The following is a 16,464-nucleotide window of genomic DNA, read 5'->3' on the forward strand; positions in this document are numbered from 1 at the left end:
TGACTATACCGACGAACAAAAAGAGCCATTCGGGCGTTTGCCGCGAATGGCTCTTTGAAACTGGCTCCCCGGGCCGGATTCGAACCGGCGACCTATCGATTAACAGTCGAGTGCTCTACCGCTGAGCTACCAGGGATCATCTGCGCCGCAGAAGTGAGGCTGCTAATACAAATGCTTTTTCGATTTGCCAAGCGGTTTTTCAAAAAAAATGACGATGCCGGTTGCGAGGCTGTGGAGAAGGCCCCAATTTTGGGAGACGAGCATGAAAGACGGATAATGACGAACGGCAAGAAAGAACGGCATTTCGGTATCGATCCACGAACGCGCGAGATCGTTCTCGGAAAATGGCGTATCGGCTTGCCCGACTCGCCGGTGTTGCGGATTCTGGTTGGCACGCTCCTTATCGTAGGCGGTGTGTTGGGTTTTCTGCCGGTCCTGGGGTTCTGGATGATTCCGCTGGGGCTGCTCGTGCTTTCCCATGACATACCGGCGATCCGCCGCCGCCGCCGCAAGCTGGCGGTCTGGTGGGCGCGCTGGCGCGGCACGCAAAATTCCGGCAAATCCTGACGCGGGCGGGCTTGCGAAACGCGATTGCCTGAGGGCGTAGCCACGCCAATTCGATAGCGAATGCTCGCATGCGGTTCTCGCGATGCTTTGTCGGGGGGCCGTGGCTGCCCGGTAGCATTGTAGACATGCAAAACTGTCGGCAGAGCCGAAATCGCTCCGGGCGAGACCGCGGTTGGAGGCCGCTGGGGAGAACGTGGACGACCTCGCGTCGTCCCGCCTTTTTCGAACCATTCCCCCTTGCACTCCTCATAGATTCGTTCTAAACGCCGGCCATCGCTTGATCGATCGAGCGTGAGAGGCCTCGTGGCGGAGTGGTGACGCAGAGGACTGCAAATCCTTGTACCCCGGTTCAATTCCGGGCGAGGCCTCCAAAGCCACATCTATCCACTTGAATGCACAAATTTTCACGCGGAATCGCGTCATCTGCCACTTGCGGGCAGGTGTGGCAGTCTGTTCCTGCTTTCGCCATTGCTCGATGTCAACAACTTGCCGGCGGCGCCGCCCCAATTGATGCGGGCGATGGCGCATCTGCAAGGCGCGCGCTTTCGGAAGAGGTGGAGGCGGACGGGAAGGAATTCTTCCCCGTCGCTTGCGAGCATGGCTCGAAGCATCCCGAAACGACCGGTGTCAAAGATCTCATCCCGGCGCCGAGACGTTCGTGATCGTAGGATATGAGCCGTCCACCATATCGGGCCGCGATCCGTCACCTGCCGCTGGCGGCGTGCAAGGGGCGATAGCCTCCTTTACAGGTCTTGAGCAACCGGCTGCAGTCATCGGGAATCGGTGAAGCTGTGCGAGTTGTTCGACGAAATCAGGACCGACACCGGCAACGTCGCTGAGGCAAAAGGGCGCGATCTCAATGCAGCCCGCTTGTCGCCGAAGTCGAACATCGCACGTGGACGGATGGTTGAAAGCGCCAGCACCCTTCGTTCAGGCGCATCAAGAAGCGGGCGGATGACGCAGGCATATTTGAGTTTGCTATTTCGCCCGCTCAGGCGGTAACGCGCCTCGCATGCCTCCGCCGGGGATCATTGGTTGTCCCAGGGAACAGTTTCGAGCATCCACGGTTTGGGCGGGAAGCGCGTGAGCATCCGGGAGGAATATGTCAATGAGCGAACCTGTCGCCGTTCATCACGCCCGTGAGACCGATTACGTCTCCGATCTTTCGGCGAGCGCCGCCGTCAACCAAATTTCTTGGGGAGCGGTATTTGCCGGCGTGGCGCTCGCGCTTGCGGTGCAGTTTCTACTGAACCTCTTGGGTGTGGGAATTGGAGCCGCGGTGATTGATCCGGCAACCGCCGACAACCCGAACGCGAGTACGTTTTCGATTGCAGGAGGTCTCTGGTTCGTTATCTCGGGCATCGTCGCGGCCTTCGTCGGCGGATATGTCGCAAGCAGGGTTTCAGGCCGTCCCAGCAGGGCGACAGGAAGTTACCATGGACTGACCAGTTGGGCCGTCACGACACTGGTCGTTCTCTATCTGCTGACGACCTCGGTCGGCGCTGTGGTCGGCGGCGCCTTCAGCGGTTTGAGTGGCATCATTGGGGGCGTCGGAAGGACTGCCGCCATAGCCACGACTGCTGCGGCACCTGCCGTCGCGACATCCGTCGATCCAATGGCCGATATCGAACGGCAGATCAGAAGCGCGACCGGCGGCAACGATCCCGCAGCCCTTCGCGACGCTGCAGTCGCTGCCGTGCGTGCGGCCGTCACTGGCGACGAAGCGACCGCGGAAGAAGCCCGGAACCGCGCTGCCGACGCGATCGCGAGGGCGCAGAGCATTCCGGTGGACCAAGCGCGCACCCAGGTTCAAGAGTACGAGGAAAGCTACAAGGCTTCGGTGGCACGCGCCAAGCAGCAGGCGACCGAAGCCGCCGACACGGCCGCCACCGTCGTTTCCAGTGGAGCGCTCCTGGGCTTCCTATCGCTTGTTGTAGGCGCCCTCGCTGCCTGGTTCGGTGGCGCAGCCGGAACGACACGCACCGTAGCGACGACGGACGCCACCCGCCGGGTCGGCTAGGTGTGACGCCTCAAGAGGTTGCCGTCGGTCATGCCGAGCCTGCCGATTGGCGAGTGCGGTTACCGGTGATCCGGTGGCCGACGCGATCGAAGCGCCTGAGCTTCTTAATGTCGATGTGGATCATCTCGCCGGGCTTTTCGCGTTCGTAGCGGCGCATCGGCTCGGCCGGCTCGATATCCTTCAGCCGCGCAAGACCCATCCGCCTGAGCGCCCGGCTTACTGTCGCCGCCGACACGTCGGTCTCTACGGCAATGTGTCTGCCCGTCAGCCGCCGACGGCGAAGCGTGGCAATTCCCTCTGCAATGCTTTCGGGGGTCGCCATGCCGCGCATTGGGCGATTGACGTGATGCCGCAGGCAGAGCGGTCGCCAAGCGACTGGCTGTCCTCAACTAGTGATAACGGCGAATAAGCCCGACGAGTTTGCCCTGGATCTTGACGCGGTCCGGTCCGAATATCCGCGTCTCATAGGCCGGGTTGGCGGCCTCGAGCGCAATCGATGCGCCCTTCCTACGGAACCGCTTGAGCGTTGCCTCTTCATCGTCGACGAGTGCCACGATGATGTCGCCGGGATTGGCCGTGCTTGTGTTGCGAATGATCACGGTATCGCCGTCGAAGATACCCGCTTCGATCATCGAGTCGCCCTTGATCTCGAGCGCGTAATGTTCGCCGTTGCCGATCATCTCTACCGGCACGGAAATATCATGCGTGTTGTTCTGGATCGCAGAAATCGGAACACCGGCTGCGATTCGTCCCATGACCGGCACCGACACCGTTGCAGAATCACTCGGTGGCGCCGACTTCGCAGTGGCCGCAGGCGCCGCGGGTGGCTTACCGAGGCTGCCTTCGATCACGCTTGGCGAGAAGCCACGCCGAGGCTGCGCACTCGTCGCATAGGCTTCAGGCAGCTTGATGACTTCGAGTGCTCGCGCCCGGTTGGGAAGACGGCGAATGAAACCGCGTTCTTCAAGCGCGGTGATTAACCGATGGATGCCTGACTTGGAGGCGAGGTCCAGTGCGTCTTTCATCTCGTCGAAGGACGGCGGCACCCCGGATTCCTTCATCCGTTCGTGAATGAACAGAAGCAATTCCTGTTGCTTGCGGGTTAGCATGGCGCGTCACTCCAGAGTCGCGAAACAAATCAAGAACAGACACTATCTGTTCCATATGTGTTCCGCAAGTACCTAAAATTCCGTGAATTTTCGCGACTTTGCTCCAGGGACGTCGAATGTTGCAGATCATGAACGTCTGCGGGACTATGATGGTACGTGGTGGTAATAGGTGAATCTCATGAAGGCACGGATCAAATGGGTTGAAGGCCGGACGTTCCTTGGCGAGTCCGGGAGTGGGCACAAGGTTGTGCTTGGGACAGCATTCGGGACGGAGGGAAAAACACCTGGTCCGAGCCCGATGGAGATGGTGCTGATCGGCACTGGGGGTTGCTCGGCCTACGATGTCGTTCACATCCTCGAAAAGGGCCGCGAGGCGATCGAGGACTGCGTCGTCGAGATCGACGCGGAGCGTGCTGCGCAGGATCCGAAAGTGTTCACTCGCATTCATCTCCACTTCGTGGTCAAGGGGCGCAGCCTGGCCGCGAACAAGGTCGAGCGAGCCATTGCGCTGTCCATCGAGAAATATTGCTCGGCGTCGGCGATGCTCGCCAGGACGGCCAAGATCACCCACGACTTTGAGGTCGTCGACACTGCCACGACGACCGTCGCTTAGCCGTAACGACCGGAGCCCCCTCGGATCGTCAGGGGGCGGGGCATCGCTAGTCGATGCCGTGCTCTATCTCCATGAGCCTGGTGAGAGCCTCGGAACTCGCGCGCGTGGCTGCTGTTATTTCCTGGATCAGGACTTGGCTCGCTACGGGAATCGAGACGTCGGGGATCAGTCCCACTTTTTGCGGCGGCACGAGCTCGTGGATATCAAGTTGGCCGGATATATAGATCTTGACGAGCGAACCTGTCTCGAGTTCGATGCGTACTGCCGCACAAGTCCGATGAACTCGCTCATCTAGGCTATAATCCTCCATCACTCTCCTGGATAGGCCTACGAGCGAATGGCAACACTCGGTGGTAAACGGGGCGCGGTTATTCATCAAGCCGACAACGCGGCGCGCAGTTTGCGCCCGACTTCACTTTCCGCATCACGCTGCTCGTACTATCGTGAAGGCCTTGGGGTGGAGATTTAGCAGCATGGCAAAGCTTGTCTTCGGAATGAACCAGTCCTTGGACGGTTACGTCGACCACCTGGAACTGCGGACAGGTCCCGCGCTCTTTCGTCACTGGATAGAGCACGTGCGCGACCTGACCGGCAGTGTGTACGGCCGTCGCATGTACGAGACCATGCGTTACTGGGACGAAGACCGTCCTGAATGGAGTGAGGAGCAACACGAGTTCGCGGCGGTGTGGCGGCGCCAACCGAAGTGGGTCGTATCGCGCTCGTTGAAGTCAGTCGGGCCCAACGCCACACTTGTCGATGATGACATCGAGGCGGTGATACGTGGTCTGAAGGTTCGGCTTGTTGGGGAGATTGCCGTTTCCGGACCAGACCTGGCACGAAGCCTGACCGACCTTGGTCTTATCGATGAGTACCGACTCTACTTCCAACCCATCGTGCTTGGCCGCGGCAAGCCGTTCTTTGCCGGCCCGCGGCCGCCGCTCCGCCTTGTTTCCACCGATCCCGTTGGCGAGGACACGATTAGGCTGACATACGTTCCTGCTTAACGCACGACTCGCCCAACGGACTGCGCCGACAGGTCAGATCCGTTTCGGGGTCGTAAGCTGCCTGATTGCGCTGAACTAGTCTCGAAGACACATCGCGCTATAGCGTAGAATCGGCAGTTCTCCAGAATGCGGTGATCGGCGGCAATATCGAGCTATAGACGGCAATCGGCGACAGCTGGCGGAGGAGGTGGGATTCGAACCCACGGTACGCTTTCACGCACGCCGGTTTTCAAGACCGGTGCCTTAAACCGCTCGGCCACTCCTCCAGTCGATTGAAAATCCAACAATCGTTGGTTTCCTGAAAACGGCAGCTGCTACCGCTTGCTACCCAATCACTCGACGGCTGGCTTTTTAGCAGCTTTGATCGCCGCGTCAACGTGCTCGGCGGCGTTCGCTCGCATGCCCTGCATTACCTGCGATTAGAGGTCCAGCGTGATGCCGATGAGTTTCGCTGAGGCGAGCAGGCGGGTCGCATTTGCGATCATTGGAAGGGATGGCCATAATAAAGCTAAAAGTTGTTCAGTTTGCCATAAATTCTACGCAAGGACAGGCACGCAGCGCTCTGATATTCTGGCGCATCCGGGGGGTGTGCCATGCCAAATCCCAATGCGATTGTTTCGACCCGCATAGATTTCGATCCTCCGCTTGATCGGCCCACTGCCGAGCTGCTGCGCGAGGGGCTTTGGGTCGAACTCGAAGGCGGGCGCCGCGCCCGGCTTGACGCGAGCGACGCCCGATCGAGCGGCTTGGTCCAAGTGCTTGACGGGCTCGCGAGGCGCAAGGCGCCGGTCTATCTGGAGATCGATCCTAACAGCGCGGCAATCACACGGCTGCTCATCCCGCACGTGACGCGCCCGATGAGCATGCTTCCGAGCGACCAGGGCTATGAGGTCATGCTCGAAAGGTCGCACGCCCGCCACGCCCTGAGGCGCGACAATCCCGATTTCGCGACGCTCGAGCCGTTGCTGCGCGCCGCGCTCGACTCGGGGCAGCTGCTTATCATCACCGAGGATGATGCGCACAACATCATTGATATTCGCGCCTACACGCCCGGCCCCGATGACGCGCCGCTGCCGCCTTGGCCCAAACCCGATTCGCTGCCGTTCGAACGGCCGTGGTGGAAGCGTCTGCTCGACTGGATCTGGCGCTGGCCGTTCTGGCCCTGGTGGTGGTTTCGCTGCGTTTCGAAAGCGACCGCCCAGCAGATCTTCGATGCGATGAGCGCGAAGTCTTGCCCGCCGCTCACGGTGCCAGCGCCCTGCATCCCTTTTCTCTATCCCGATGACGGCTGCTGGGGCCGCGCGCACGAGATGTGCCGGCTGATGATCAATATGGGACGCAAGCCGCGCAAGGTGTGGATACAGGGGAGCTTGCACGTCGCCACAAAAAACAATCCCAACTGCTTCGTGAACTGGGGTTGGCATGTCGCGCCGACGCTATGCGTGCGCCAGGGCTGGTTCTGGACACAGCAGATGGTGATCGATCCCTCGCTCTTCGCCACGCCCGTGACGCAGGCAACGTGGAAGGGAGTTCAGGGCGATCCGAGCGCCACGCTGACGCCGAGCGACGCGTCGATCTTCTATCTCTGGGGCAACGTGACTGACCCCACCTATGTCGAGACCAACAAGGTGCTCGCCGATTATCGTCTCCAGCTTCAGAACCGCGCGATCCAGCACGGCCCGCCGCCCTATGCAAATTGTCCGTAGCGGAGCCAGGAATATGAAAAGAGGCTGCACGGCAATTCGGCCGGCCCCCCGCTTGGCGTGGTCGGCGGTCGGAAGTCGCAGCCCACTCGCCTTTCACAGCCGACGAGACGGCTATACCAGCCTTGACGCTGGGTTGAACGGCAAATCTCGCAGTCTTTGCAAGTTTTAACGTGCCCGGCGCTCGGGAAAATTTTTGGTCTTCCGGGAGGAGACCTAGGCTGCGCGAGAGAGGCTCGCGCATGGGTTTATACGATTTGTAAACCATAGCGGAAGATTTTTGCCGCGCCTCAGGCTCCTGTTCGCAATTTTGCCGTCTTGCTGACATGATTAATCGACTGTCTCGTTTCGAGACGCCGAGCTTTCCGCGGGGGCTAGAGCGGAATGTTTTCGAAATACGGCTTTGCGAACGATATTGGGGACAGATGATTTTTAGAAGAGATGCGGCACTTCTTTCGAGGGGATTACGTGTTGCTGCGGTTCCGTTGCTTTGCGCGACGCTTGCCGCCTGCGGATCGGCTTCGAGTGTCAAGACAAGCAAGGCGCGGAGCAAGGAATACTTTGCCGAGTCGGTCTATGGCGTCAAAGCCAGCCCGCGGGTCGCGACCGGGACAAACATCCCGAAGGGTGGTGGGCGTTACCAGGTCGGAAAGGCCTATCAGGTCAAGGGCAAGTGGTATCAGCCGAAGGAGGATTTCGGCTACAACAAGTTAGGCGTCGCGTCCTGGTACGGTTCCGCCTTTCACGGGCGGCTGACGGCGAACGGCGAAGTCTACGACAAGTATCACCTGTCCGCCGCGCATCCGACTTTCCCCCTGCCCAGCTATGCACGCGTCACCAATCTGGAAAATGGCACATCGGTCATCGTTCGCGTGAACGATCGGGGCCCATACGAGTACGGCCGCATCATCGATGTCTCCTCGAAGACAGCCGACATGCTGGACATCAAGGGCAAGGGCAGTGCCAAGGTGCGCGTGCAATATGTCGGCCGCGCGCCGCTCGAGGGCAACGATATGCCCTATCTGATGGCCTCCTACGTCAAGAAGGGTGACCGTAGTCCCGGCGTGATGCCGGAAGGACAGATCGCGACAGGTGTCATGGTTGCGTCGAACGAGCCGTTCCGCAACCAGGTGCCGGATCTCGCCAGCGTGCCGGTCCCTCGCAACGCGACGCTGGATACGGGCGTTCCGATGACCGCGCTCGCCGAGCCGGCGGCGCAAGCCGCCATGCCGCAATCTCTCGGCGAATTTGTCACGCTACCGGAGATCGGGCCGATCCCCACCGTGCGGCCGGAGTTGATCCCGATGCCCGACGGAAACATGGCTTATGCCGCCGCCTATGTCGAAGTGCGCGTCAGCGATAAGGCGTCGCCCTTCGAGGCAATTATGGTCGATTCGAACCCGCTTACGGCCGATTCCATCATCGCCTATGCAAAGCGCCAGAACAGGGATGGTGTTTAGCGCTAGCTTCGGTTGAACAGCTTTGTTCGCGCTGCTATGCCCATGATGAAGCCGGAGTTTCTCATGCGCATAAAGTTGCTCGCGGTCGTGGCCCTTCTTGCGGCGACCGTCTCGACAAATGCGGTCGCCCAGGCGCCCGCGTTCGACACCAAGGCGAAACAAATCTATCTCGTCGATGGGGAGACCGGCACAGTGCTCTTCGCTCGCGGCGAAGACGAGCCCGTGCCGCCGGCATCGCTTGCCAAGCTGATGGCGATGGAGGTGGTCTTCGAGGCGTTGGACAAGGGCGAACTGAGTCCTGAGACGACCTACGAGGTCTCCGAGCACGCCTGGCGGACCGGAGGCGCACCGTCCGGCACCTCGACGATGTTTGCCGCAATCAAGTCGAGGATCCGCGTTGCGGACCTTATTCAAGGCGCAATCGTGCAACTGGCGAACGATGCCTGTATCATCCTCGCGGAAGGCATGAACGGCAGCGAAGCTGCTTTTGCCGAGCGTATGACGGCGCGGGCGCGCGAACTCGGCATGCCCGTCGCGGTTTTCAACAACGCCACCGGTCTTCCTCATCCTGCGAACAAGGTGACGATGCGGGAGCTGGTGACGCTGGCGCGGCATCTGCGCGAGGCTCACCCGGATTTCTATCGGCTCTATTCCCGAGCCGAATTTGAGTGGAACAAGATCCGCCAGCGCAATCGCAATCCGCTGATTGCCGCCAATGTCGGCGTCGACGGGCTGGCGACGGGGTTCGCGGAAGGTTTCGGCTTTTCGCTTGCCGCGTCGATGCAGCGCGGAGACCGCCGCGTCTATCTTGCCATGGGCGGGCTCGAAAGCGACAAGGAGCGCACGGACGAAAGCCGCAGGGTGCTCGATTGGGCGATGACGGCGTTCGAGAAACGGCGCATCTTCGCCGATGGGGAGGCCATCGGCGAAGCAAGCGTCTATGGTGGCGCGACATCGCGCGTCCCTCTTGTCGCGGCCGGGCCGATCGATGTCCTGCTCCCGGTCAACAATCCTGAACGGCTAACCGCGCGCATCGTTTACAAATGGCCGCTGACGGCACCGGTCGCGGCGGGTCAGGAAGTCGGCGTCGTCAAGCTTTGGAACGGCGAGCGATTGTTGCGGGAAGTGCCGGTGAGGACCGGCAGCGCGGTCGAGATTGGCACGCTTACCAGCCGCGCACTCGATGCGCTCCAGGAGCTTCTCTTCTTCTGGCTGTAACAAATGCGCACGCGCCCGTTTCTTCTGGCGAACCAATCGGCTAAACAGGGCCGATAGCTACAGCGCCGCGCGTCTTGTCAGACGCGCAAAGCGCGCTGTAGCACGTTGAATTGCTGCATGTTTTTATCCTTAAATCGGCTACGATTTAAGGAAACATGCAGGCGGCCGATTTGGGAACGCATGTCGCTGACGAAGGGTTTGTTCGTAACGTTTGAGGGCGGGGAAGGGGCCGGCAAGTCGACCCAGATGCGCCTGCTGGCCGATTCGCTGCGTGCTCGCGGCTATAATGTGCTCACCACGCGAGAGCCTGGCGGCTCCGTCGGTGCCGAGGCAGTTCGCCACGTGCTGCTCTCGGGGGCGGCGGAATCTTTCGGCGTTCGCATGGAGGCGATACTCTTTGCGGCCGCGCGCAGCGACCACGTCGAAGAAGTGATCCGGCCGGCGCTTCAGAAGGGTACCATCGTCCTCTGCGATCGTTTTATGGATTCCTCGCGCGTTTACCAGGGCATCACCGGCAATCTCGAACCGGCCTTCGTGGAAACGCTCGAACGCGTGGCCGTCAATGGTGTGATTCCGGACCGAACGATCATCTTCGACCTGCCTGCCGCGCTTGGGCTTGAACGCGCGCGCCATCGCGCCGCCGATGGCAATCCCGACCGTTTCGAGAAGGAACAGCTGGAAACGCACGAGAAACGGCGCGAAGCCTTCCTCGACATCGCGGAAGCTGACCCTCGGCGTTGTCGTGTCGTCGATGCAGCACGGCCGCCGGACGTCGTCGCCGCCGAGGTCCGGGAGATCATGGATGCATTGCTACCAGACGGTGACCAGCCGCAGTCGTCAAGCGCGGAAGCTGCATCATGACGATAGAGCGTCCTGGTGTGTTGGAGGGGGCTGTGGCCCCGGCGGAAAACGCGAAGCTCTTTGGCCATCTTCAGGCGGAAGCTTTTCTTGCCCAGAGCTACAAGTCCGGCAAAGCGCACCATGCGATCCTCATCGAAGGACCGGAAGGCATCGGCAAGGCGACGCTTGCCTTCCGCTTCGCGTACCATATCTTGAACCACCCAGAGCCGACGACAGCACCCGATCAGCTCGCCGATCCGGATCCCGCCTCCATCGTCACACGGCAGCTCGCATCCGGGGCATCACATAACCTGCTTCATCTCACCCGCCCTGTGGACGAGAAAACGGGCAGGGCCAAAGGGGCAATTACCGTGGATGAGGTGCGGCGCGCCGGAAAATTCTTCGGCCAGACGTCCGGCACGGGGAACTGGCGCATCGTCATCATCGACCCGGCGGACGATCTCAACCGCAATGCGGCCAACGCCATCCTCAAGATACTCGAGGAACCGCCGCGCCGGTCGCTTTTTCTCGTGCTCACGCACGCGCCCGGAAAACTGCTGCCGACCATCCGCTCGCGCTGCCTTCCGTTGCGGCTGAAGCCGCTGGACGACGAGTCCATGCGCCAGGCGCTTGCCCAACTCGGCTTCGATCTGACGGGGCCGAACGTCGAGCGCATCCTCGCCGCGGCGAACGGCAGTGTCTCCGAGGCGCTGAAGCTCATCAATTACGGCGGTCTCGATATCGCCGCCGCCTTCGAAGATATTTTGGCGGGGCAGGGACCAGCTGTCCGAAGGCAGATACACAAGCTCGCGGATATTCTGTCGGCACGGGATAGTGAAACGATCTACGATTTCTTCTCGTCTCTGTTGGCCGGACGCGTCATGCAGCAGGCGCGGGACGCGGCACTCGCCGGTGATATCGGCAGGGCCGAGCGCCTTGCGAGGCTCTCCAGCACTTTCGCCGAGCGGCTGACAGTGAGCGACGCCTATAATCTCGATCGCAAGCAGACGATCCTGTCGCTACTCGAAGATCTGAAGGGCGCTTTATAGGTCGGGCTTGAACTTCCATTTCCGCTCGATCGACGAGGCAAGGTCGATGTCGTTGCGATAAGCGAAAAGCAGAACATGGCCGAGGAGGTCCGCTGTTTCGTCGGCAAGAGATTGGCGCAATTCACCCGGCGTCTTCCCGCCGTTGCGTCCCCGTCCGCTGAGCTTGTTCCACGCCTGCGTCAGTTCACCCATTTCTTCCTGCAGTTTCAGAACGTACCAGTCCGGGTCGCGCAAGACGGAATGTTCGGCGGCATAGGCGGCCGAGGCTTCCTCGAATTTTCGCTTAAGCTCGTCGAACATCCCGCTTCCCTTGTTTGTTCCCCTTTTGTTCTAATTTGTGGCATGTGTCAACCGGCTGCCTGCTTTATGGCGCCGCGCTTGGCGTCAAATGGGCTTTTTCTGGGCCCAGCGGTTCCCTACCTGAAGGCGATGCGCTAATAGCTGCCACTAGTTCCTGATCCGAGATATATCGAAGCCCATCATGAGAGATACCTCCCCCTTCTACATCACCACCGCGATTTCCTATCCGAACGGCAGGCCGCATATCGGCCACGCCTACGAGTTGATCGCGACCGATGCGATGGCGCGCTATCAGCGACTGGACGGGCGCGAGGTTTTCTTCCTGACCGGGACGGACGAGCACGGCCAGAAGATGCAGCAGACGGCGAAGAAGGAAGGTATTTCCGCGCAGGAGCTTGCCGACCGCAACTCGGCCGAATTCCAGAAGATGGCCGTGCTTCTCAACGCCTCCAACGACGATTTCATCCGCACGACCGAGAAACGTCACCACGAGGCCTCGCAGGAAATCTGGACCCGCATGGGAGAGGCGGGTGATCTCTACAAGGATTCCTATGCCGGATGGTATTCCGTCCGCGATGAGGCCTATTATCAGGAAAACGAGACGGAGCTGCGCGACGACGGCGTGCGTTATGGGCCGCAGGGTACCCCCGTCGAGTGGGTGGAGGAGGAGAGCTATTTCTTCCGCCTCTCCGCCTATCAGGAGAAACTCCTCAAGCACTACGAAGAGAACCCGGAATTCATCGGCCCGGCCGAGCGGCGAAACGAAGTCATTTCGTTCGTCAAGTCGGGCCTGAAGGATCTCTCTGTTTCGCGCACGACCTTCGACTGGGGCATCAAGGTCCCGAACGATCCGGCCCACGTCATGTATGTCTGGGTGGACGCGTTGACGAACTATATCACCGCGACGGGCTATCTGACCGATCCGACCGGGCCGCGTGCAAAATTCTGGCCGGCGAATATCCATGTCATCGGCAAGGACATCATCCGCTTCCATGCCGTCTACTGGCCGGCCTTCCTGATGTCCGCCGGCCTGCCGCTCCCGAAGCGGGTCTTCGCTCATGGCTTTCTGCTCAACAAGGGCGAGAAGATGTCGAAGTCGCTCGGCAACGTCGTGGATCCGTTCAATCTGGTGGAGCACTTCGGCCTCGACCAGATACGCTACTTCTTCCTGCGCGAAGTCTCTTTCGGCCAGGACGGCAGCTATAGCGAGGAGGGGATAGCGACACGCATCAACTCCGATCTCGCAAATGGCATCGGCAATCTCGCCAGCCGTTCGCTGTCGATGATCGTGAAGAACTGCGACGGCCAGGTTCCGGTTTGCGGGCCGCTCTCTGACGAGGACAAGGCCATGTTGGCCTCTGCCGATGCCCTGCTCGAAACGACGCGTGATGATATGGGCAAGCAGCTTATCCATCGCGCGCTCGCCGCGATCATCGCTGTGGTTTCCGAAACCGATCGCTATTTCGCGGGTCAGGAGCCTTGGGCACTGAAGAAGACGGATCCGGAGCGGATGGCGACGGTGCTTTACGTCACCGCCGAAGTCGTGCGGCAGATTGCGATCCTGCTGCAGCCCTTCATGCCGGAATCGGCAGGCAAGCTTCTCGACCTCGTGGCCGTACCGGCCGACAAGCGTGATTTCGCTCATCTCGGCGACGCCGGACGCCTCGTCTCCGGAACGCCGCTCGAGGCACCGAAGCCGGTCTTCCCACGTTACGTGGCGCCGGAAGCGTAAGCGAGTGCAAACGAATGTTGATCGACACCCATTGCCATCTGGACTTCCCGGACTTCGAGGCTGAGCGCGACGCGATCATCGAGCGCGCAAGTGCGGCCGGCGTGACGCAAATGGTGACGATTTCGACGCGCGTGAAGCGGTTCGACACGATCCTCGCGATCGCCGAAGCCTATCGGAACGTCTTTTGCTCCGTCGGGACCCATCCACACAACGCCGACGAGGAGCTCGACATCACCACGGAAGATCTCGTTCGGCTCTCGGCGCATCCGAAGGTGGTTGCGATCGGAGAGGCGGGGCTCGACTATTTCTACGACAACGCACCGCGCGACGCTCAGGCTGAAGGGCTGCGGCGGCACATTGCGGCAGCGCGCGAAACCGGGCTGCCGCTGGTGATCCACAGCCGCTCGGCCGACGAAGACATGGCCGAGATCCTGACCGAAGAAAGCGGGAAGGGGACCTTCCCTTTCCTTCTCCACTGCTTCTCGTCCGGTCCGGAGCTTGCGCGAGTCGGCGTCGAGCTTGGCGGATACGTGTCCTTTTCCGGCATCCTGACCTTCCCGAAATCGCAAGAAATCAGAGACATCGCGAAGACGATCCCGCACGACCGGATGATCGTCGAAACGGACGCGCCGTATCTCGCGCCGAAGCCGTTCCGCGGCAAGCGCAACGAACCGGCCTTTGTCGCGCATACGGCGGAGGTCCTGGCGGAAACGATCGGCGTTTCGACGGAGGAGATTGCGCAAATTACGACGGAGAACGCCTTGCGCATCTTCTCAAAAATGCCGAGGCTCTGACGTGGCGTTTCGGCGGGTTTTCACAATCCTCGGATGCGGTTCCTCACCAGGGGTACCGCGTATCACCGGTGATTGGGGGGCCTGCGATCCGTCAAATCCGCGCAACCGCCGCCTGCGAGCGGCGCTGCTGGTCGAGCAGTTCGCGCCGGATGGCGGCAAGACGACCGTGGTTGTCGATACCGGTCCGGACTTCCGCACCCAGATGGTTGCCGCCGATGTTCGCCACATCGACGCGGTGCTTTACACGCATGCTCATGCCGATCATCTGCACGGGATCGACGATCTCCGTGGCTTCGTAATCGAAAATCGCAGGTGTGTGCCGATCTGGGCGGACGCTTTCACGATGAGCGCAATCCGCGAGAGATTTCGTTATTGCGTGGAATCGCCGCCAGGAAGCGGCTATCCGCCGATCGTGGAGCCGCATCTCATCACCGAAGATCTTACGCAGGTTACCGTTCACGGCGCCGGCGGGCCGATTTCGTTCATGCCGTTGATGCAGTTTCACGGCAATACCCATTCGCTCGGTTTTCGCATTGGCGATTTTGCCTATTGCAGCGATGTGAGCGATTTTCCGCCGGAAACTGTCGGAAAGCTGGAGGATCTCGATCTGCTGGTCCTCGACACGTTGCAATACAAATTCCATCCAAGTCATCTGTCGTTGGTGCAGTCGCTTGGCTGGATCGCAAGGCTTCAGCCGAAGCGTGCCGTGCTGACGCACATGCATGTGCCATTGGACTATGAAACGGTGCTGAACGAGACGCCGGAGCACGTAGAGCCGGCCTACGACATGATGCGGCTTGAGTTCACCATCGCCATGCCGTCCGCTGAAGAAGCGTAAAGTCAGATATTAGAGAACGGCCTCAAGGCATTGATTTTGTGAGGATCGGCGCATGCTTCTAGTTCCATAATCTATCTTATGCGATAAATGTATGTAGTGGGGTGGGTTCAAGGATGAAGTGCGACTTGCGATAGATACCAATGGGTTATCACGCGCAAGGAATGGCTCATGAGACGCACCTACTCCCAGATCGATATGGATGAACGTCGCAGGATCGCTCGCTGGCGATCGGCCGGCCTCAGCGCCACCGTCATCGCCGAGAAGCTCGGCCGGCATCGTTCGACGATTCCGCGAGCTCAGGCGCAATGCTTTTGAGGATCCGCAGATGCCGGATCTGAGCGGCTACTATTGCGTCACCGCCAACGAGATGGCACGTGAGCGCAGAGCCAAGCTGCGCAAGCTCGCCCGGTTCTCCCATGTGCGCCAATCGATCATCGAGCGGATCATGCATGGCTGGTCGCCACAGCAGATCGCCGGTCGCATGCGGCTGGAGCGCCATCCGATCTGCGTCAGTTACGAGACGATCTACAAGTTCGCCTATTCCGCAGACGGCCAGGCCATCAAACTGTGGCGGCACCTGCCGGAGCGTCGTGCGAGGCGCAGGCCGCGGCATGCCCGACGGCGTCACGGTCGCCGCTTCAGCCCCGAACTCAACATTCTTCACCGTCCTGACACTGTCGCCGAACGCAAGCAGTTCGGGCATTGGGAGTGCGATCTCATTCAGTTTCGCAAGAAGTTCGGCAAGGCCAACGTGACGTCACTGGTCGAGCGGGTCAGCCGCTTTGCGGTCTTCCTGCGCAACAACGACCGGCAATCGAAACCGATCATGGACGGGCTGATTGAGGTGCTCCAGCCCCTGCCCCACGCTGCGCGACGCTCGATCACCTTCGACCGTGGCACTGAGTTCAGCGAATGGCCCTATCTTCAGGCTGGCATCGGAACGCAGCCATGGTTCTGCGACCCGCAGTCACCCTGGCAGAAAGGCACGGTCGAGAACACCAATGGCCGGGTTCGCAAATGGCTTTCGAGAGAGGTGGAGCCCCTGTCGATCAGCGACGGCGAGTTGAAGGACATCTGCGATCGGCTCAACTCGACACCGCGGAAGTGCCTGGGCTACCGAACGCCGGCGGAAGTCTTCCGCAAGAAACTGCTCGCGCAAATGCGGCGTGTCGGCTAGCATTACACGCGTAGGTCGCAGTTCGGCATGAACTCACATG

At 60.5% G+C, this 16,464-nt stretch carries 15 protein-coding genes, 3 tRNA genes and 2 pseudogenes; 14 read left to right on the forward strand and 6 right to left on the reverse strand.

The features are described from left to right. Positions 1–61 precede the first annotated feature (61 nt). A tRNA-Asn gene (locus tag ILFOPFJJ_RS23515) sits at positions 62–136 on the reverse strand. A 137-nt stretch (positions 137–273) separates the two neighbouring features. Between ILFOPFJJ_RS23515 and ILFOPFJJ_RS23520 the strand changes: the two genes are divergently transcribed. The 3 genes from ILFOPFJJ_RS23520 (at position 274) to ILFOPFJJ_RS23530 (ending at position 2,587) form a co-directional block, all read left to right on the forward strand. Beyond that, entirely contained in the window at positions 274–567 is a 294-nt protein-coding gene (locus ILFOPFJJ_RS23520) for a hypothetical protein (RefSeq protein WP_173513342.1), read from the forward strand. 297 nt (positions 568–864) lie between these two features. Next, positions 865–938 (forward strand) — tRNA-Cys (locus tag ILFOPFJJ_RS23525). Positions 939–1,675: 737 nt separating this feature from the next. Further along, positions 1,676–2,587 carry a PhnA-like protein gene (locus ILFOPFJJ_RS23530; protein WP_173512955.1) on the forward strand — a complete coding sequence of 304 codons (912 nt, stop codon included), beginning with the start codon at positions 1,676–1,678 and terminating at the stop codon, positions 2,585–2,587. A 43-nt stretch (positions 2,588–2,630) separates the two neighbouring features. Here the strand turns inward: ILFOPFJJ_RS23530 and ILFOPFJJ_RS23535 are convergent. Beyond that, positions 2,631–2,888 (reverse strand): annotated as a pseudogene (locus tag ILFOPFJJ_RS23535) (IS481 family transposase); the annotation flags it as partial. Between the two features lie 88 nt (positions 2,889–2,976). After that, on the reverse strand, positions 2,977–3,696 hold the full coding sequence (gene lexA / locus ILFOPFJJ_RS23540; RefSeq protein ID WP_173512956.1) for a transcriptional repressor LexA: 720 nt from the start codon (positions 3,694–3,696) through the stop codon (positions 2,977–2,979). Between the two features lie 178 nt (positions 3,697–3,874). Between lexA and ILFOPFJJ_RS23545 the strand changes: the two genes are divergently transcribed. Then, positions 3,875–4,309, forward strand: coding sequence for an OsmC family protein (locus ILFOPFJJ_RS23545; protein WP_173512957.1), 435 nt, complete (start codon positions 3,875–3,877; stop codon positions 4,307–4,309). 46 nt (positions 4,310–4,355) lie between these two features. On the opposite strand, the gene ILFOPFJJ_RS23550 is transcribed toward ILFOPFJJ_RS23545, so the two are convergent. Then, on the reverse strand, positions 4,356–4,619 hold the full coding sequence (locus tag ILFOPFJJ_RS23550) for a hypothetical protein (RefSeq protein WP_173512958.1): 264 nt from the start codon (positions 4,617–4,619) through the stop codon (positions 4,356–4,358). Between the two features lie 163 nt (positions 4,620–4,782). Between ILFOPFJJ_RS23550 and ILFOPFJJ_RS23555 the strand changes: the two genes are divergently transcribed. Beyond that, positions 4,783–5,313, forward strand: a complete 531-nt coding sequence (locus ILFOPFJJ_RS23555; protein WP_173512959.1) for a dihydrofolate reductase family protein — start codon at positions 4,783–4,785, stop codon at positions 5,311–5,313. A 176-nt stretch (positions 5,314–5,489) separates the two neighbouring features. Here the strand turns inward: ILFOPFJJ_RS23555 and ILFOPFJJ_RS23560 are convergent. Continuing rightward, a tRNA-Ser gene (locus ILFOPFJJ_RS23560) sits at positions 5,490–5,579 on the reverse strand. 327 nt (positions 5,580–5,906) lie between these two features. Here ILFOPFJJ_RS23560 and ILFOPFJJ_RS23565 point away from each other — a divergent pair. From ILFOPFJJ_RS23565 to ILFOPFJJ_RS23585, 5 genes are all read left to right on the forward strand, one after another. After that, positions 5,907–7,019 (forward strand): protein-glutamine glutaminase family protein, encoded by a 1,113-nt coding sequence (locus tag ILFOPFJJ_RS23565; protein WP_173512960.1) that lies wholly within the window; start codon positions 5,907–5,909, stop codon positions 7,017–7,019. 422 nt (positions 7,020–7,441) lie between these two features. Beyond that, on the forward strand, positions 7,442–8,476 hold the full coding sequence (locus tag ILFOPFJJ_RS23570) for a septal ring lytic transglycosylase RlpA family protein (RefSeq protein WP_173512961.1): 1,035 nt from the start codon (positions 7,442–7,444) through the stop codon (positions 8,474–8,476). 63 nt (positions 8,477–8,539) lie between these two features. Beyond that, a complete protein-coding gene (locus ILFOPFJJ_RS23575) occupies positions 8,540–9,694 on the forward strand; it encodes a D-alanyl-D-alanine carboxypeptidase family protein (RefSeq protein ID WP_173512962.1) in 1,155 nt (384 codons plus the stop codon). A gap of 180 nt (positions 9,695–9,874) precedes the next feature. Next, entirely contained in the window at positions 9,875–10,555 is a 681-nt protein-coding gene (gene tmk, locus ILFOPFJJ_RS23580) for a dTMP kinase (RefSeq protein ID WP_173512963.1), read from the forward strand. Continuing rightward, positions 10,552–11,583, forward strand: coding sequence for a DNA polymerase III subunit delta' (locus ILFOPFJJ_RS23585; RefSeq protein ID WP_173512964.1), 1,032 nt, complete (start codon positions 10,552–10,554; stop codon positions 11,581–11,583). Before tmk ends, ILFOPFJJ_RS23585 begins: the two co-directional genes overlap by 4 nt. On the opposite strand, the gene ILFOPFJJ_RS23590 is transcribed toward ILFOPFJJ_RS23585, so the two are convergent. Continuing rightward, positions 11,578–11,883 (reverse strand): nucleoside triphosphate pyrophosphohydrolase family protein, encoded by a 306-nt coding sequence (locus ILFOPFJJ_RS23590; RefSeq protein WP_173512965.1) that lies wholly within the window; start codon positions 11,881–11,883, stop codon positions 11,578–11,580. The two genes, ILFOPFJJ_RS23585 and ILFOPFJJ_RS23590, sit on opposite strands and share 6 nt — an antisense overlap. A gap of 181 nt (positions 11,884–12,064) precedes the next feature. On the opposite strand from ILFOPFJJ_RS23590, the gene metG reads away from it, so the two are divergent. The 4 genes and pseudogenes from metG (at position 12,065) to ILFOPFJJ_RS23610 (ending at position 16,424) form a co-directional block, all read left to right on the forward strand. Further along, positions 12,065–13,615, forward strand: coding sequence for a methionine--tRNA ligase (gene metG, locus ILFOPFJJ_RS23595; RefSeq protein ID WP_173512966.1), 1,551 nt, complete (start codon positions 12,065–12,067; stop codon positions 13,613–13,615). Between the two features lie 14 nt (positions 13,616–13,629). Continuing rightward, on the forward strand, positions 13,630–14,409 hold the full coding sequence (locus tag ILFOPFJJ_RS23600; protein WP_173512967.1) for a TatD family hydrolase: 780 nt from the start codon (positions 13,630–13,632) through the stop codon (positions 14,407–14,409). Between the two features lies 1 nt (position 14,410). Then, a complete protein-coding gene (locus tag ILFOPFJJ_RS23605) occupies positions 14,411–15,247 on the forward strand; it encodes an MBL fold metallo-hydrolase (RefSeq protein WP_173512968.1) in 837 nt (278 codons plus the stop codon). Between the two features lie 168 nt (positions 15,248–15,415). Next, positions 15,416–16,424: pseudogene (locus ILFOPFJJ_RS23610) on the forward strand (IS30 family transposase). The last annotated feature ends 40 nt before the right edge of the window (positions 16,425–16,464 follow it).

The sequence above is a fragment of the Sinorhizobium psoraleae genome, from assembly GCF_013283645.1.
In the GTDB taxonomy this organism is placed as follows: domain Bacteria; phylum Pseudomonadota; class Alphaproteobacteria; order Rhizobiales; family Rhizobiaceae; genus Sinorhizobium; species Sinorhizobium psoraleae.

Bases quoted from the DNA above. Each gene is read 5' to 3' on its own strand.
- ILFOPFJJ_RS23545 (WP_173512957.1), top strand. From the start codon at position 3,875: ATGAAGGCACGGATCAAATGGGTTGAAGGCCGGACGTTCCTTGGCGAG.
- ILFOPFJJ_RS23555 (WP_173512959.1), top strand. From the start codon at position 4,783: ATGGCAAAGCTTGTCTTCGGAATGAACCAGTCCTTGGACGGTTACGTC.
- ILFOPFJJ_RS23565 (WP_173512960.1), top strand. From the start codon at position 5,907: ATGCCAAATCCCAATGCGATTGTTTCGACCCGCATAGATTTCGATCCT.
- ILFOPFJJ_RS23530 (WP_173512955.1), top strand. From the start codon at position 1,676: ATGAGCGAACCTGTCGCCGTTCATCACGCCCGTGAGACCGATTACGTC.
- metG (WP_173512966.1), top strand. From the start codon at position 12,065: ATGAGAGATACCTCCCCCTTCTACATCACCACCGCGATTTCCTATCCG.
- ILFOPFJJ_RS23600 (WP_173512967.1), top strand. From the start codon at position 13,630: ATGTTGATCGACACCCATTGCCATCTGGACTTCCCGGACTTCGAGGCT.
- ILFOPFJJ_RS23550 (WP_173512958.1), bottom strand. From the start codon at position 4,619: ATGGAGGATTATAGCCTAGATGAGCGAGTTCATCGGACTTGTGCGGCA.
- lexA (WP_173512956.1), bottom strand. From the start codon at position 3,696: ATGCTAACCCGCAAGCAACAGGAATTGCTTCTGTTCATTCACGAACGG.
- ILFOPFJJ_RS23570 (WP_173512961.1), top strand. From the start codon at position 7,442: ATGATTTTTAGAAGAGATGCGGCACTTCTTTCGAGGGGATTACGTGTT.
- ILFOPFJJ_RS23575 (WP_173512962.1), top strand. From the start codon at position 8,540: ATGCGCATAAAGTTGCTCGCGGTCGTGGCCCTTCTTGCGGCGACCGTC.
- ILFOPFJJ_RS23585 (WP_173512964.1), top strand. From the start codon at position 10,552: ATGACGATAGAGCGTCCTGGTGTGTTGGAGGGGGCTGTGGCCCCGGCG.
- ILFOPFJJ_RS23590 (WP_173512965.1), bottom strand. From the start codon at position 11,883: ATGTTCGACGAGCTTAAGCGAAAATTCGAGGAAGCCTCGGCCGCCTAT.
- tmk (WP_173512963.1), top strand. From the start codon at position 9,875: ATGTCGCTGACGAAGGGTTTGTTCGTAACGTTTGAGGGCGGGGAAGGG.